This window comes from Enterococcus sp. S183_ASV_20 (assembly GCF_018919685.1).
GTDB classification, from domain to species: Bacteria; Bacillota; Bacilli; order Lactobacillales; family Enterococcaceae; genus Enterococcus; species Enterococcus faecalis.
Map to the genome: position 1 here is coordinate 1 of NZ_JAHLRI010000054.1, position 15,396 is coordinate 15,396.

General features: G+C 33.8%; 20 protein-coding genes and 1 tRNA gene. All 21 read right to left on the reverse strand.

The window, feature by feature from the left end; genetic code table 11:
• Positions 1-2,053: tape measure protein (locus KQI94_RS12910; protein WP_216454489.1), on the reverse strand; the 2,053-nt coding region annotated here is incomplete at its 3' end.
• 15 nt (positions 2,054-2,068) lie between these two features.
• Complete coding sequence (locus tag KQI94_RS12915) at positions 2,069-2,296, reverse strand: hypothetical protein (protein WP_253296179.1); 228 nt, start codon at positions 2,294-2,296, stop codon at positions 2,069-2,071.
• 122 nt (positions 2,297-2,418) lie between these two features.
• Complete coding sequence (locus KQI94_RS12920; protein WP_002389853.1) at positions 2,419-2,769, reverse strand: tail assembly chaperone; 351 nt, start codon at positions 2,767-2,769, stop codon at positions 2,419-2,421.
• Between the two features lie 54 nt (positions 2,770-2,823).
• On the reverse strand, positions 2,824-3,282 hold the full coding sequence (locus KQI94_RS12925) for a hypothetical protein (protein WP_025186771.1): 459 nt from the start codon (positions 3,280-3,282) through the stop codon (positions 2,824-2,826).
• Positions 3,283-3,359: 77 nt separating this feature from the next.
• Positions 3,360-3,890 (reverse strand): phage major tail protein, TP901-1 family, encoded by a 531-nt coding sequence (locus KQI94_RS12930; RefSeq protein WP_002369069.1) that lies wholly within the window; start codon positions 3,888-3,890, stop codon positions 3,360-3,362.
• A gap of 15 nt (positions 3,891-3,905) precedes the next feature.
• The gene (locus KQI94_RS12935) at positions 3,906-4,295 is read right to left on the reverse strand and encodes a hypothetical protein (protein ID WP_002369068.1); all 390 of its coding nucleotides are present in this window, start codon (positions 4,293-4,295) and stop codon (positions 3,906-3,908) included.
• Complete coding sequence (locus KQI94_RS12940) at positions 4,292-4,672, reverse strand: HK97-gp10 family putative phage morphogenesis protein (protein WP_002369067.1); 381 nt, start codon at positions 4,670-4,672, stop codon at positions 4,292-4,294. Before KQI94_RS12940 ends, KQI94_RS12935 begins: the two co-directional genes overlap by 4 nt.
• The gene (locus tag KQI94_RS12945) at positions 4,647-4,982 is read right to left on the reverse strand and encodes a hypothetical protein (RefSeq protein ID WP_002369066.1); all 336 of its coding nucleotides are present in this window, start codon (positions 4,980-4,982) and stop codon (positions 4,647-4,649) included. Before KQI94_RS12945 ends, KQI94_RS12940 begins: the two co-directional genes overlap by 26 nt.
• Entirely contained in the window at positions 4,979-5,311 is a 333-nt protein-coding gene (locus KQI94_RS12950) for a phage head-tail connector protein (RefSeq protein ID WP_002369063.1), read from the reverse strand. The genes KQI94_RS12945 and KQI94_RS12950 overlap by 4 nt, the downstream gene beginning before the upstream one ends.
• Positions 5,312-5,384: 73 nt before the next feature.
• Positions 5,385-6,317, reverse strand: a complete 933-nt coding sequence (locus KQI94_RS12955) for a phage major capsid protein (protein WP_002369062.1) — start codon at positions 6,315-6,317, stop codon at positions 5,385-5,387.
• Between the two features lie 12 nt (positions 6,318-6,329).
• A complete protein-coding gene (locus KQI94_RS12960; RefSeq protein WP_002369061.1) occupies positions 6,330-6,929 on the reverse strand; it encodes a DUF4355 domain-containing protein in 600 nt (199 codons plus the stop codon).
• A gap of 122 nt (positions 6,930-7,051) precedes the next feature.
• On the reverse strand, positions 7,052-7,315 hold the full coding sequence (locus tag KQI94_RS12965) for a DUF6275 family protein (RefSeq protein WP_025186770.1): 264 nt from the start codon (positions 7,313-7,315) through the stop codon (positions 7,052-7,054).
• Between the two features lie 94 nt (positions 7,316-7,409).
• A complete protein-coding gene (locus KQI94_RS12970) occupies positions 7,410-7,679 on the reverse strand; it encodes a hypothetical protein (RefSeq protein ID WP_002369058.1) in 270 nt (89 codons plus the stop codon).
• Positions 7,680-8,618 (reverse strand): minor capsid protein, encoded by a 939-nt coding sequence (locus KQI94_RS12975; RefSeq protein ID WP_002369057.1) that lies wholly within the window; start codon positions 8,616-8,618, stop codon positions 7,680-7,682.
• 4 nt (positions 8,619-8,622) lie between these two features.
• The gene (locus KQI94_RS12980) at positions 8,623-10,161 is read right to left on the reverse strand and encodes a phage portal protein (protein ID WP_002369056.1); all 1,539 of its coding nucleotides are present in this window, start codon (positions 10,159-10,161) and stop codon (positions 8,623-8,625) included.
• Positions 10,162-10,178: 17 nt separating this feature from the next.
• On the reverse strand, positions 10,179-11,498 hold the full coding sequence (locus KQI94_RS12985; RefSeq protein ID WP_002389854.1) for a PBSX family phage terminase large subunit: 1,320 nt from the start codon (positions 11,496-11,498) through the stop codon (positions 10,179-10,181).
• Positions 11,470-12,273, reverse strand: coding sequence for a phage terminase small subunit (gene terS, locus KQI94_RS12990; protein WP_002369054.1), 804 nt, complete (start codon positions 12,271-12,273; stop codon positions 11,470-11,472). The genes KQI94_RS12985 and terS overlap by 29 nt, the downstream gene beginning before the upstream one ends.
• Before the next feature lie 186 nt (positions 12,274-12,459).
• Positions 12,460-13,023 (reverse strand): hypothetical protein, encoded by a 564-nt coding sequence (locus KQI94_RS12995; RefSeq protein WP_002369053.1) that lies wholly within the window; start codon positions 13,021-13,023, stop codon positions 12,460-12,462.
• Between the two features lie 305 nt (positions 13,024-13,328).
• Positions 13,329-13,402: transfer RNA gene (locus tag KQI94_RS13000), tRNA-Lys, on the reverse strand.
• A gap of 61 nt (positions 13,403-13,463) precedes the next feature.
• Positions 13,464-14,048, reverse strand: a complete 585-nt coding sequence (locus tag KQI94_RS13005; protein WP_002369052.1) for a hypothetical protein — start codon at positions 14,046-14,048, stop codon at positions 13,464-13,466.
• 22 nt (positions 14,049-14,070) lie between these two features.
• Entirely contained in the window at positions 14,071-14,985 is a 915-nt protein-coding gene (locus tag KQI94_RS13010; protein WP_002389856.1) for a Kiwa anti-phage protein KwaB-like domain-containing protein, read from the reverse strand.
• Positions 14,986-15,396 lie beyond the last annotated feature (411 nt).

Below are 15,396 nucleotides of genomic sequence, written 5' to 3' on the forward strand. Positions count from 1 at the left end.
TCTGCTCTAAAACTCCATTTGCTACAGCTTGACTAGCTGTTTGGATTGCGGATTCATGTGTTTTAGCAGTATTTATAATATCATTTCTCAAATCTTCTTGAACGCCCATCAAAACTTTTTCTTGCTCGCCCAATTTTTCAATATTTTCACGAGCTTCTTTTGTATTCCCGCCAGATTCTTTTAACGTCTGATTCCATTTTTCCCTAGCTGCATTGATTTCCATTAATTTTGCTTCATTGTCATTTCTTTGCTGCAACATCTTATTGATATCTTCTTGAGCTTGAGAAGCTTTATCTAATGCGCTATATGCGTCCATTTGTTGTTGAATTTTACCTGGCATTTCAGAAAGTTTATTACTTTGTTCATCGTAAACTAAGTTTAAACCAGTCATTTTACCGTTTAACTCTTCAACAATTTCTGTCATACGTTTTTTCTCGCTGTTACTTAATTTCTCTTTAGCAGCGAGCGTTGCCATTTCAGAAATCATTGAATTATATTTTTCTTTAGTATTTTCTAACTCAATAGCTTCATCTTTTCGGGATTGTGCATGTTCTTGATTCTTTTTAATCAAGTCATCTGTGGTTTTCATAAGGTTTTCTTGCTCTTTTTTAACTGCCTTAGTTGATTCAGTTTCCTTATTTAACCATTTCCACAAGTTTACCCCTACAGCTACTAGTCCTCCTATTGCGGCTATTACCCAACCAATAGGGCCCAATAACAATTTCATAGCGGTACTAAAAACAGTTGTAGCTACTGTAGCTAAACTAATTGTTCCCGTCAAAACACCAACGATTGTATTTTGCGCCACTAAAAGACCAGTTTTTATTGCTATTGCTGCAGAATTGGCTTTATCGGCTGCTAAGTTTAACATCCATGCTCTTCCGAGTGCTGTAGTAGATAACGTAGCCAGTTTTGATATTCCATTGTATAAACTTATTGCGGTTGTATAAGCTTTGATTGCCAATTCAGATTGCTTTATATAGCCTGTCACTTGCTGAATTACTTTCAATGCTGTGAAGGTAGCAGCAAAACTGGCAATTGTTGGTAGTAATGGTGTTAAGGCTGTACCTATTGACGTAATTGCTTTTCCGAATAGTTTCATCAATGGAATAGTTGATTGAATCGCTGCATCAATTGCCTTAAAAGTTATATTCACTACATTTTTTAAAGAGTCCAAATTTTCGGCAATATTTTTTCCTGTCACTGCTTTGGATAATTCATCAAATGATTTAATAACTGTAGTTACACCTTTAACGGTGGCTGTTTTAATATTTGCCCATGAGGTCTTGATACCTTTTGAGTTTTTCTTGGCTAAATCCGCAAAACCACCTACGCCTTTGTCCAACTCAATCAAACGATTATTGAACTCATTAAATGTAATATCTCCTTCTTTTAAGGCATCGTATAATTGGTTAACTGAGTTTACACCTTGTTCTTTGAAAGACTTAGCAACTTTATCCATCGCAATCGGCATTGTTTCTTGTAATGTTCGCCAAGACTGCATATCAACTTCACCCTTACCGAGCATTTGAATATATTGTTGCATACCACGAGTTGCATCAGCAGTTGAAGCTCCAGAAGCAAGAAAGGCATCATTTAATGCAATAGCTGTGTCAGTTCCTTTACTCAAGCTACCAGTTGAAATTGCTAACTGTTGCGTATTTGATACGATTTCATCTAACGATGTAGGAAGCCCATCAATTCCATCACTTAACTTAGTCATTGATCTATCTACATCTTCTGTTGAGTAACCTAGAGCCTTCATAACTACAGGATATTTATTCAACGTATCAAAACGGTTAATAGCTCCTTCAACAGAATCCTTAACCATATTTACGGCCGTAGACACTAATTTTACGGCACCCACACCTGCTCCAATACTAAGAATTGACTTGCCTAATTGATTCCCTTTAGTGGTGCTTTTATCCAATCCATCCCCTAGCTCACCAGATTGCTTGTTTACACCAGCCATAGAACGTTCAGCGCTACTCATCGTGCTACTAAACGTTCTATCAGTGGCAGTAAGTATTGCTTCGACTGAATATGATTCCATTATTTTCCTCCTTTCCTACTTATTTGCTTTTCTTAATAAATCTATTGCTCCTATATCAACTTTTTCATCAATTAATGATTTACCCAAAATAAGCTTCTCTCGTTCTTCATAATTGAAAAACTTATTGAATTCCTTATAATAAGGTTCAGATTTTTTACCTTTAGTCGCCTTAATTTGGTTATTTAGCCAAGATTGAAGATAGAGGTCTCTTTCATGGTCAAGTCTTTTTAACTGAAACGACAATAGCCTAACTTCATATTCATACAAAGTCATTCGTTCGATTTTTGATAAATCAGTAATTTCTAGGTAACGAAAACAATTAATAAGAATATTTTCATAAGCTTCAGCTGAGGTTAGCTCCTCTCTTACTTGTTCTCCATCAGAGCTTTCTTGAAATTTCTGACCGTTAACTTTCCCGCATTGCTTTCTTCTAAGTTTTTCAACGTTTCATCAAATAACGCCTCAATATCATCAACAGTTTCAACAAACTCATCTACTTCATCCTTAGAAGGTCTACTTTTTTCCGTAATGGTAGCTGTGTAAAGTACATCAGATAGAACAACGATATTTCCACTTACTAGCTGCGGTAATAATGTTGTTAGTCCCATACCAAGATTCACATCATTACGAACTACCCCATGCTGCTTATCCAATTCACGAATAAACTTGACTCCAAAAATACAGTTATATTTTTTCCCTTTAATTTCGATTTGCATGTCTTTTCCTCCATAAGAAAAGGACAGCCGCTAAGCTGCCCTCTAAATTTTATTTTAAGCTTGATTATTCAATGTTAAGGTGTGTTGAGCTGTTTTTTTACCATCCTCTGTTGTTCCTGTTGTGGTATAAACACCAGCCGGTACCGCTTCTGTCCAAGTAATATTTCCTGTTTCAGAGACAGCAAGACCTTCTGTTTCAGGCGTAATCTTATAGGTTACTTTTTTGTTGGTTGCATTTTCAGGCAAGACAGTTGCTGTGATTTGTCGGCTACCTGCAGTACCCGCATCTGCTGTTGATGTTTTAGGAGAAAACTCTAAGCCAGTTACAGCAATAGACAATGTTTTAAAAGCTGGAATATCTACTCGCTCTGATTCTTTCCCATTAACAACACGAGTTACTTGGTACTCACCAGCCGGCACTGAGGTGTCAGGTTCCATTCCTGTTATAGTTAAAGGTGATGTGCCGGAAACAACTTCGGTTTGGCCTTTATAAATTTTAAAAGTATCCATTATATTAATTTTCCTTTCTTAGCTTAATTCAATAGATGCCCCATCGACTGTAGGAGTTACATTACCCACAACAGGGCTATCTACTTTCCCGGATCATCTGTTTCAATAGTCGTATCTTTGAAGACATATTGAACTACTTCTTCTTGATCAGCAGTTAATGTTGCAAATCCTTTTGCACCTTTACCATTGATACCAAATTCTAATGAAACTTCTACGGTGTCTTCAGCATTAGGCGATTTACCAAATGATGTTACGTATCCTTGGTAATAGGTTGCCTTGTATTTGTCAGCATTATCTCCTGTGCCTTTTTCTGCTTTGTTGATTTCCCAGATTTCAATAATATCGTCATTGTCTAAAGCTTCTTCTAGCTGGTCAACATACGGATCACCGACTGATAAAATAGATGTTGCCGAAAAATCAATTTCCAATGATCCTGGGATGCGAATCGGACCATCTTTAGTGGTCACAGAGTCACTATCTTTTGTTTTTGTATTTTCATGTTCTGTCTGGAAAGCTAATTTCCATGCTGCTTCCTCTTTTGATTTTTTTAACAAACGGAAAAGTAAAATAATATCAATACCTTTAGCCGCTACTTTTGCTTCATTAGCCATTTATATTCCTTCTCTCTATAGTATTTTGAATTCTAAAGATATCATTGCCCGCTTCAATGGTGTGTTAGTCGAAATGTCATCTACTAACCGAATACCGCTTGATTGGATATTGAGCGACCAATAATAACCTTCCGTTTCAGAAATAGATAGAGCCTCAGCAAAAATTGCTGAAGCCATATCCGATATTTGTTTACGTTTTTTTGCCAATCCCCATACAGATAGATTCAATGTAACCGAACCTTTAATATCAGTTTTGTTGGCTTGGTGCAGTGTCTGAGTATCTTCTAATTCGACAAATGGATAACCTACATCATTCATAGGTTTATAATCGTAGGTTTCATAACCCAGTGATTGACACTTCTTATACACTTCATCGAAGATTGATTGATCTCTTGTTTTAATCATTTCATCAACCTTTCCAAGTCCGTTCTAAATTTCACTTTTTGTTGTTTCAGCGGCGGTAAAAAGAAATCACGTTTCACCATAAATCTCGTACCGTTTATTAAATACGGTGCGTATTCCGTTCCTGGTCCTGTATGCCCAGAAAAACCATTGTTCGAAAGCCTCATAATGATACTTCTTTTTGTTGCCCCAGTTGGTTTAACAAACTTTTTACCTTCCCAGTGTCCAGTTAACACTTTTCCGGCTTCAGCTTGCATATTGGCGGTTAATTCTGCTGTGTTATTTCTAACAACTTTTTTCACATCATCAAGTTGAGCATTTCTCTTTAGTTTTTTAGAAATTCCAGCTAATCCATTAATTCTTACTTGACTTCTTGCCATCAATAGTCACTTCCTGAATAATCAAGCTATTTCTTAATGCAGGAACTCTACTTGTAATAACTTCCCAAGTTTTACCCTCAAACTCAATGTAATCAAATTCTGGAATAACGAAAAGGGGCTGTGTCCTAATGACCTTAGCCCCTTCTTTAATGCTTCCGAAAATAGTAATAGAACGATTTGTACCAATATCAGTTACATTGACATCAGCAGTTTTTCTAAACGGTTCTTCTTCAATCCATTCACCTGAATTTGGATCATAATGCGATTCTGAAGATTTTTTTACAAAGGTAATTTCATCTAAATATCTCATGAAAATGTAAACCTCCCACGTTTAGGCTTATAAAGTTCTTCTATTTCCTTATTCTTATACTCTTCAATCTCATCTTGATATTCAGAAAAATCAGAGTCTGGAAATGCCATAGATAAACCTTCTTGAGAATAAGATTGCATTCCTTCTTGGCCAATACGATTAAATCGTTTTAAAGTGACTTCATATACAACTGAATCAAAACTTTTTGGTAACTCAATGACATTCAATATATTTTGAAGCCGATCTTTTGTACGTCTTTCAATGATTTCTAATTTTTCATCAAGACTGCCATTTAATAATTTTTTTACATCATTTGCTATCTCTGACATCAAAACACCACCTAAGTTAGTTCGATTGTCGCCCCATTTGTTGTCGGTGTTACTTTTCCGACAACAGGGCTAGTTACTCCCCCGCAGCTTTTGTTTGAATCTTAGCAAATGCTTCATCTTTGATGACCATGAAACCAATATCCATTGTAGCTCGTAAAGCAACCAATTCTTGTTCGTACAAGTTGACAGGCGTACCGTCTTCATTCGTTAAAGTAGATAATTGAGCTTCTTCTGAAATTTTGAAATTAATGTTAAATGGGATACCATAGCGCAAGTAATCAAAATCACCAGTATAAAGGTTTCCCTTATCCATAGATTTTAGATCTGCTACAGGTAGTCCATCAATAGTATTGCTGACACGATCATAAATAAATTGAGTTGTGTCACCAATTTTTTTACTTGCTTCACGTAGCACTGTACGATTCTTACGATTAGAAATGAAAGCATTCGGATCGTATTCACCTTCTCCAAGCAAATCCTCTAATGCTAAAATGTTGTCATATGTCAAGTCGCCCTCAATTACATTACTAGCTGCAATGACAGATTTTTCAATAGATTGAGAGAATGGATTTTCTTTATCAAGGATAGTAGCCGCATCAATTTTCTTATAAAATGCTTCTGCGATTTTTGGTTGCATTTGAGTAAAGAAATCAGACATCTTATAAGTTAAATATTCCCGAGAAACTGGGATAATAACACCAATTTTTTTCGCAGTCATCGTTACGTTTAACCATTTAGGTTTAGACGTTTTAATTTTTTCGCCTTCACCAACCCAGTACGCCCCAGGACCTTCTGCAAAGTATTCGAATTTCTTTTCTTTGCCGTCCATTTCTTCATATTTAGCCAACTGCATTAACTTAGAATTTTCCATCACATCTTTTAAAATTAAAGTGTTGTACTTATCTGGAATTGTTCCATCTTTTTTCTCTAATACAGTGACGTTGTCTGGATTCCATGTTTGAGCAAACATTTGAATATCCATTTTCATTAATTGTTTTTTCTTCATTTATATTTCCTCCTATTTTACAATTCGTTTACTTGCTGCAAGAGCTGCAACTGATTCGGTTTCTTTTTTATCAGTTGAAAATTGTCCACCCTCACCTGGTGTTTTTTGGCGAGCATTTTCTTTCTTAATCATTGATACATAGTTCGTAACAATAGCGACAGCTTTTTTTGTAGCTTCTGCATCATCTGAAACAATCAATCCTAGCAAATCATCGTCATGCGGCAAACTAGCCTCTGAAAGCATTTTAGAAGCTTCCTTTGACATGGAAACTAATGCTTGACTACGTTCCAATTCCGCAATTTTTGCTTCTAGCTGTTTCTTTTCATGTTCAGCTTTTTCCTGAGCATTCATTTTTGCCAGTTTTTCTGCTTCTGCTTGTTTTTCTTGTTGCTCTTTTTCCCAAGCTTCTTTTGTTTTTGATACTTCAGCAGCGATCATTTTTGCTACTTCACCACGAGAAAACGTTTTTTCATTACCTTTATCTTTGCCGCTATCTACTGGCGGTGTTTGCTCTTGACCTCCGGCCGGTTGGTCCGTACCTCCAGTACCAGTATCTGGATTATCAGCAAAGAATTGTAAATGCATTGGCAATAATAGTTTTTTTGTTTTCATGATTATCCTCCACGGTTACGCCGCTACCCGATATATTTGATAAGTTACGCCTATCAATCGAAACAGCTTTCTCTTTAGTGCCTGTAAGCAGTAAGAAGGCAATATAAAAAGCCTAACGTTTGTTAGACTTTAATTGCCTTATTTTCCCATTTTTTGTATGCATCAAAATAAATCTCTTGCTTGTCGCCGTTTAATGTTAATTCATAATACATACCATCAAGTAAATTAGTGCTTAATAGAGCTTTGTTATTCTGCAATGTTTTACAACTCCAAACTACAAAAACATCTTTTTTTGTAATTTCTTTTTGATCTGATTTATCCAAGTGTTTGTTTGCATAATTTGAAACAATTTCTTTACATTTATCAATAAATTCTTGTGAATCCATCATTTTACCCTCTTTTCTTAAATATTCTTCATAATCAGCATCTAAATAATCTTAAGGATCGTCATTCATAGAATCACACCTTTCTGTCATAATTTTAAAGTGATTCTTCGACTTCTTTTCTTAATTCAGAAATTAATCTGTTTAGCTTTTCTGTCAATTTACCTTTCTTTTTTGTACCAAATTTTGTTTTTCTTTGTTCATACATTAATAACTTGATTTCGGTATTCATATACATAATTGTCGCTTTATATCCACAATTTGCACATTCAGCATAATGGTGTTCGACATCCTTCATGATATTTTCAGATTTTCTAATTAAAGGAGTGTGTTTATGACATTGATTGCATTTATATAGATTATCCATTTACAAACCTCTTTCTTTCAGCGACTTCTCATAATCCTCACTAACTTTAGGGACAGTAGAGCACTTACAATGAGGATGCATATAAGGAGCATTAATTCCTTTTTTCATCTTTAGTACTTTATAAGGACTACCCTTAGCTACTTTTTTACATATTTCACAAGCAAACGGTTCTGCAATGTAATCATATTCTTCGATATCTGCATCCAAGTAACTTTGCTTTTGAATATCTGTTTGAACACCAGATATTTCAGTCATCATTAGCCTATTTAGCTTGTATCTTATATTTAATTGGTTAGGCTTTAAAAATTTTGCCATCTCTTTTGCTACTGCTCTTGGATTTTTACCTTGAGTGATTGCCTGAGTGATTATTTTTTCTAAATCAGCTTTCATTTCAACAAAATTTTGCCAAATGTTATCACTAAACGAAGGGAATTCACTTGATTTGAATGATGCATTAACAATTTTTCTAACCTTAGACGAATAATTTTCTTTAACGGTTTCGCCTAGTATTCCCGCCTGTCTTAAATACTCATCTTTTGCTGCTTCAGATAACTGAGAATATCCCCACTTATCTAGCTCATCAAACAACGTGATTAGTTCTAAGCCAATTTGAGACTTTAATAGCTCTAATCTAGACACTCGCATTACTAAGTTATAGATTTTCAATTCTTTATTGGCCTGTGGACTAAAGTCTTTATTTTTTACATACTCCTTTGCTTTTCTCTCAAAGCGTTTTACGTCCATCTTATTAGCCATTTTTCTTGCTTCGCTAATCGTAATCTTTTGGCCATTGGAAAATCTATCCCAGTTAGCTACAATTTCGGTTTGAATCGCATCAATAGCATTTTGAAGCTGTTGAACAATTTCTTTTTCTCTATTGCGATCTAGCTTCATCTGTTCTTTGATCCAAGATTCTTCACGATTTTTCAAGTAGGACATTCAATCATTCCTCCTCGGTTTCCTTTTCCGATTGTTTAGCTAAAAATTTTGCCTGATTCACTTTCGTTTTGGCTACTTCTTCATCAGTAATATCTAATGGTTTATTTTCATTTTTTACACGTTCTAATTCAGCTTGAACATCATCAACAAACGAAGCTAGACCTAAAATTGTTTCTTGGCTTAACTCAGCTCCAGAGTCAATCAATGTTTTTAATTCTTCTAGAATTGCTTTCGGAAGATTAGGAGTAAAGATAATTCGCAATCCTTTTAAATCGGAGTTATCAATCTCAGAAACACTTGATTTCAGATTAAATAAAAGACGATAGCGCCGCACAAGACTTTTTTTAAATAGTCTTTGCTTTACTGCCGTCATTTGATTGAAACCAAACATTTTATACTTCATTGCTTCTCCTGATTGAACACCAGAAAAATTTGTATCTGTTAAATCTGGAATCATAGATATTTCATGTATTCCTTTTCTCACTCGTTCTTTGTATGCTTCAACGCCGTTTACATCGTATTGTTTATAGATGTAGCTAGCATTCACTGAGGTCTTGTTACCATTGATATCTGTGCCAGATTCAAGTAAAAGAATGTTCGCTTCTTTTTGCTTAATAGCATCTTCGGTTGATAGACCCGCTGCTTCAATGTCTCCGCTAATCACTAATAGCGCATCGTTTAAGTCCGTCATGTAATTAGCAGTGTCAGACTGTCCAGCATCATACAAATCGATTTGAGATAAAATATCTTCATACAATCCCATTCTAAAACGATTAGGAGAAAACTCAGTTATCTGAACTTCTTTGTAATCATGAGAATCCTCTTTTGGATCACTTAGTTTAATCGTAGCAAGAGTCGTTTCAGCGTAAGTAATGATTTTGTCTTTTGTGTAAATTATCGGTTGAATATACTGTTTGTCTGCATCTATAGTAAATTTAGTTTTAGGATAACGAACAGCAAGTATTGGTCTACGCTTGACCGTTGTATCATAAACAACAAACGTTTCAAAAACATTGCATAGATCAACATAGTCAACGTCATCTTCATCTCGATATATGATTTCATAAGCTCGGCCGTATTTATCCATATCTAACCACAATTCTCCATTCAATCCGTCAATGTCATTATCTTGATTGAAATTATCAATGGTCTCTTGACTAGCTTTATTATTAATTTGGACTTTTAATGGATTGCCTGTATTGTATCCAACATCAAACGTTGCAAGAACTTTTCCAAAATTATGAGCAGCTCTATGGTCTGCTTTTTCTTTTTCCTTACGGCGACGATTTTTGATGATGTTTGTATTCTTCGCTTTATAATAATCATCCAAAACCTGTAGACGTGGAACTTGGTGTTCATTATGGTGCGCAATCATTTTTGCTAAAACATCAGTATTATCCAACAATTCTTCTGCAGAACTATATCTATAGTGAATATTTGATTCTACGCCAAAGCTAACAAAATTTTCATTCACACCACTTGAATAGCTGATGTCCGATCCATGTTCAAATTCATTAACTTTTTGGATTTCTTCATTTTCCATACTTCACACTCCTTTTTTTAAAACATTCCTTTTATTTTGTTTCTTTGATTTTTACTAATTTTAGTTTTTTTCTTCGCCCACATGTCTTCGTTAAATCCGTAACGTGTGGCATCAATTGTATGATTGTCTTTATCTTCTAGTCTCGGTTTAGGATTACCATCTCTATCAGTCTGATAATCAATGTTTTCAAATTCCTTAGCTATATTTGGAGTCCTCAATGGATCGATACAAATAAAATCTAAGTCATCTAGCCATTGCTCACCATATTCAACCGAATCCGGGCCTTTTTTAACACCTTTTATATGATTGATACCATGCTCATTTACTAACTCTGCATTACTTTTGGGCTCAGCAGAATCAGAAAAAATTTCATCATTTTGATAGCCCTTTTCATGTAGTTTTTTAGCTAATTCCCTATTACTAATTTTCACACCGTATATCTCATCAATAGCATAGATACCATTTTTCTTTTTATCATAATGCCATCGAACGAACGCTAACGGATCAGTAGCATAACCGAAGTCAAGACCATTTCTGATATTATCAAAGTTAGCTACCATTTCATCAGTTATACAACCTTTTATTACTCGTAAATTATCAAACGGAACAACTCCTGAACCAATAGCTTTGCCGTCATACTCCCACTCAGCACGTTTCGGATTCTTAGCTCTCGTGGCATTAACTTCTTCTATAAATGCTTGTGCTATGAATGGATTATCCTTATATGTTGAATGATGAACAAAAGTATTCTCAGGTTGGAAGCTAGATTCATATTTCTTATTAACCCATGATTGTCGTCGCTTAGGAGGGTTGTACGAATAAAAAAATTTATAAAAAAGACCATCTGCTAATTCACCACGTAGCAATGAGTTAGTTATGGTTTTTACATCATCTTCAGTTTTAAACTCGGCTAATTCCTCAATCCAAGCTATAGCAAATGGAAATCTTGAATCTTTTAACGACTTAATCCTTTCTGGATTCTGTGCACCTCGAAAAACAATATAATTACCCCTAGGCTTATAGGTGATTTTCATAGGACTTTTATTTACTTTAAAATACTTAGACACACCTTGTTCTTCAATAGCCCACTTAATCTGTTCAAAAATAGATAACTCAATCGTATTATCAACAAATCTAATGGCCACAGCATTTACAGGATATCTCATAATCAATTGAACGATTATGTGTGCTATGCCAGATGATTTACCTGACCCACGGCCACCTTTTTCAACAACATGTAATATATTTGAGTTTAATGCTATCTTCCAAGTAGTATGAAATGCTTTAGGAAGAAATTCAGATAATTTTTTACTCATATTCATCACCTGATATATCATCGATGAAAACTGGCATATCCATGTCTCCATTTGTAGCATCTAAACTAGCTTTAACTTTTTCAGTTTGAACCTTCAATAATTGTAATTTGGCATCATTTGCTAGCAAGGCATTCTGTTGCTTAATAGCCTTTGTTAACTGATTGCTAATTCTTGTCAATGCTTCCTCAATAGCCAAAATGTCATCTAGTTTTCTAAATGTTTTACGAGTTACTTGCACATCTTTTAAAACTTCTCTCTTGACAGTGACCATTTTTCCATCAATCACCGATGGCTCTTTGACTTTCCGAAGCTGCTGCAAACGTTCAACTTCTTCATCGTTTAAGTCAACCTCTGCATCTTTGATGCGTTTAAGCATTCTATATTGACGAATTTTTAGGATTCTTATTTCTTCCTCCAAAATAAAAAAAGGATCATCATTCATTGTAGAATAGATGTCCTTTTCTTCGTCAGATAACATATCGGCAAATATTGTTTCATATTCGCCTGTTTTTACCGCATTCTTATTTCTTTTTGGCGGTGAGGCAGTTTTATTTCCTTTGTTACCTATAGCATTTTTGTTCCCAGGCGGCGCTCCACCTTTATTGGTAACGTTACTTTTTGAATTGGTAACATTACCTTTTAATTCATCAGCCCATTTATCTATAGATTTCCATTTCCTTATTTGAGAATCCGAAACATTTAGTTCATTAGCTAATTCTTTAAGAACCTTTTTGCCGTTTGACTTTAACCAAATTTCTTTAGCCTGGTCACGACGTGGATCTCTTTTTCTAGCCATCCATTAACACCACCTCACTTTTCATCTAAATGGTTGAGTTTTGTTTTCGATATTTACCTATCATAATTCTTTCAACAAGTCTTACTATAACTTCCTATCCGCTAATTTTTCGATATTAGCGGTTTTTTTGTATATGAAAAAGCCACCGTATAAACGATGACTTTCAATTTAATAAAATAATAGCTATCATTTCAAAACAAAATAACTAGTATTTTTGTTCACAGTATTTGGATTCAAATCTGAAACATAATTATTCAAATCTCTTTGAGCTAACAGAACATCTCTTGATTTAGCAGAACGATATCTCTTTACAAATTCCATAAACTTTTTGTCCAATAAATCCTCTTCATCCATGTTGCTTAAAAACACATAGTGAATATTATCATCAACTAATTCAAAATCATAAAAGTTTTGCCCAGGTTTATTTGAAAAACTTGAAAACTTTAACGTTCCATCCTTACCACCTACACAGATTATGGCTTTACCCGTTTCTTGTGAATACGGCATATTTGAGACGTATTCTTTAATCCGATTCACCCATTGATTGTATGGTAACTCTAAATATTTAGAAGCTTCTGTAACCACATTTTGACAATAATGGACGGTTCCTGCGAAAGCTATAAATCTTTTATTATCGTAATTGACAAATTTTTCCCAGTTTTCTTCTCTTGTCCCATCCTGATATACTGCTAAACCATCACTCATGACATTGATATATTTCTTATTACCCGCAATCGATACAAAACTCATATATACCCCCCAAAAGTATCTTTGTTTTATTTTACCTTAGGTTGAGTACTTTTCATAGTGTTACTTTTTTTTATTTCTTCTACTTTTAGAGTGCCACTTGTGATCATATATAATTCTCTTTTTAGTATATAATGCTTTACAAATTTGATATTTATGTTTCCTTATAATCTATCATGTATTTCTGATGATTTAATTATAAGTATTTTTGCATATAAAAAGAGACATCCTACAAGCGAATGCCTCCTCGTGAAGGATAGAAACATCTATTGACGTTTCCTAATTTATTTAAGTGGTTTTGCCACTTATTGGCGTGACAGGAGTCGAACCTGCATGTACTTGATTAAAAATCAATCGCTATCACCTATTTAGCTACACGCCGATATAAAAAAACAAAAAATTATTCATTATAAAAAGCCACCACATAAGCGATGGCTACTAATTTATTCATTTTCTTTCAGTACGTATATATCTCCCATTATATTTATCTTTTTAACTTTTACATCTCTTTTAGCAAACAATTTCAACTTTTGCTTGGATATTTTAGTGATATAAATTCCACTTTCAGCAGAAAATATATTATACCCAAATAAATTATATAATGGGTTCATAAATATCTGATCGTTCTTAACATAAAAAGTCCCTATAATGATAAATAACAGTAAATTAACTACTAAGCTTCTCAAACTTGTTATATCCATGGATAACAACGGAATTATATATGTCACAATATACCCCATAGTGTCTTCTCTAACAAATTCTGCATCTGATATGCTACCATTTCTACCTTCTTTTGCACCATAAATCTTAAAAAAGATAACACATCCAAATAATGATAGAATAATCATGACTATTAAGCCAATCCAAAATAATGTAATAATTTTATTTGAAAAATTAATTTGATCAAAGATCGTTTGCCAAGAAAATTTTCCTGATTCATTTCTGAACTTGAAGTTTTGAACAATCAATAACAGATAAAGTGGTATAAAAGAAGACATATAAAATAATGTTTTCTGTATCGTCCTCATTCTCTTCACCTCTTTCCTCTGTTTATGAAGGATCTTCACCTAATCTTTGGAGTATAAGCGATTGATAATATGCATCTGATATGCAAAATAAAATCTGACTTCGTGCTTCTTTACTTCCGTTATATATGATTTGATTATTATCATTCAATTCTATTTCTAAATCAAAATGTTCAATTACCTCAGGCAAATTTCTTGTATTCTGTAAAAAGCCTTCCAAACGACCTTCGGTATTAATGATTTTTGTCATTCTTCTTGCTGCCAGTTTATCATTTAAACAATCATTTTTAAAGTCTTCAAAATTTACTAATACGTTTTCTTCTTCTAGTTCGCTTAACGCCGTTGTCGCTCTTTCAATAAAATAATCATTAAGCTTAAAAATAGTCTGTAATGCAAAGCGATTGACTATCAGTGCCTCATTATCAAATAACAAAATATCAATATCACGATCTATTCCAAAAAAATCATCAGTCTCTATTTTTCTAAATGTATTATCCTGAAAACGACCTAAAATACCATTTCTAATTTTTTTCATTTTAGTGAATCGTCTAAAAATATAAAGACTATTTCCATTATAATTAAATTTAAATCTGTAATAATTTATTTTATCTAAATCTACATTTCCCATATCATCATTACAGTTTTCTTCAAGATCTATTTCAGCTAATACTTCATTGATGTGAGCATTTGTCAAATCTGAAACTTGTAGTGAACCTTCGATTACTATATTAGGATTATACTCACTTTGTTCTAAATCAAAAAAATTATTATTAAGGATTTCAGTGTAAAAAACTTTTAATTCTTCCCTCATCGCTATAGTCAACTGTGGAGTATGACTCCATATACCGTTCCCTATTTTTTGAATCATTTTCATTTCAACACTATCATTATCATCCGCTTCAACATTTGAAATAAAATTTCTCAAATTACCTATGTTCATTTGTAACACTCCTTATTTAATTTATACCTGCTATATTAATTAAATCAAAAAGAAGTCAGAAAAACAAGTGCTTTTCTCGACTTCTTTCTAGCAGATATAACCATAAGGATTATACTTCTTATTATACACCCGAACTAGAGTTCGATCAAGAGTGTTATTCATTGCAAACCTGTAGAAAAAAGAGGAGGTTATTCACCTCACTTCATTTTATTGAGAACGTAAGTCTGCAAGTGACTATCGAAAGTCAAATCAAACGGTGACTAAACCAGAAAGCGTTGTGTAATGTGTCCATTTCTTTGACTTTCGATATTACTATATTAGCACTCAAATTCGTATAAAAACCGCCAACTTTCCGCCAAAAAACCGCCAAAATTTTATTTATAGGCAATTATTTTTCCATTTCGATAAGCT

Excerpts from the sequence above, each read along its gene's own strand:
- KQI94_RS12920 (WP_002389853.1), bottom strand. The coding sequence starts at position 2,769 with ATGCAAATCGAAATTAAAGGGAAAAAATATAACTGTATTTTTGGAGTC.
- KQI94_RS12930 (WP_002369069.1), bottom strand. The coding sequence starts at position 3,890 with ATGGCTAATGAAGCAAAAGTAGCGGCTAAAGGTATTGATATTATTTTA.
- KQI94_RS12935 (WP_002369068.1), bottom strand. The coding sequence starts at position 4,295 with ATGATTAAAACAAGAGATCAATCAATCTTCGATGAAGTGTATAAGAAG.
- KQI94_RS12940 (WP_002369067.1), bottom strand. The coding sequence starts at position 4,672 with ATGGCAAGAAGTCAAGTAAGAATTAATGGATTAGCTGGAATTTCTAAA.
- KQI94_RS12945 (WP_002369066.1), bottom strand. The coding sequence starts at position 4,982 with ATGAGATATTTAGATGAAATTACCTTTGTAAAAAAATCTTCAGAATCG.
- KQI94_RS12950 (WP_002369063.1), bottom strand. The coding sequence starts at position 5,311 with ATGTCAGAGATAGCAAATGATGTAAAAAAATTATTAAATGGCAGTCTT.
- KQI94_RS12955 (WP_002369062.1), bottom strand. The coding sequence starts at position 6,317 with ATGAAGAAAAAACAATTAATGAAAATGGATATTCAAATGTTTGCTCAA.
- KQI94_RS12960 (WP_002369061.1), bottom strand. The coding sequence starts at position 6,929 with ATGAAAACAAAAAAACTATTATTGCCAATGCATTTACAATTCTTTGCT.
- KQI94_RS12965 (WP_025186770.1), bottom strand. The coding sequence starts at position 7,315 with ATGGATTCACAAGAATTTATTGATAAATGTAAAGAAATTGTTTCAAAT.
- KQI94_RS12970 (WP_002369058.1), bottom strand. The coding sequence starts at position 7,679 with ATGGATAATCTATATAAATGCAATCAATGTCATAAACACACTCCTTTA.
- KQI94_RS12975 (WP_002369057.1), bottom strand. The coding sequence starts at position 8,618 with ATGTCCTACTTGAAAAATCGTGAAGAATCTTGGATCAAAGAACAGATG.
- KQI94_RS12980 (WP_002369056.1), bottom strand. The coding sequence starts at position 10,161 with ATGGAAAATGAAGAAATCCAAAAAGTTAATGAATTTGAACATGGATCG.
- KQI94_RS12985 (WP_002389854.1), bottom strand. The coding sequence starts at position 11,498 with ATGATATATCAGGTGATGAATATGAGTAAAAAATTATCTGAATTTCTT.
- terS (WP_002369054.1), bottom strand. The coding sequence starts at position 12,273 with ATGGCTAGAAAAAGAGATCCACGTCGTGACCAGGCTAAAGAAATTTGG.
- KQI94_RS12995 (WP_002369053.1), bottom strand. The coding sequence starts at position 13,023 with ATGAGTTTTGTATCGATTGCGGGTAATAAGAAATATATCAATGTCATG.
- KQI94_RS13005 (WP_002369052.1), bottom strand. The coding sequence starts at position 14,048 with ATGAGGACGATACAGAAAACATTATTTTATATGTCTTCTTTTATACCA.
- KQI94_RS13010 (WP_002389856.1), bottom strand. The coding sequence starts at position 14,985 with ATGAACATAGGTAATTTGAGAAATTTTATTTCAAATGTTGAAGCGGAT.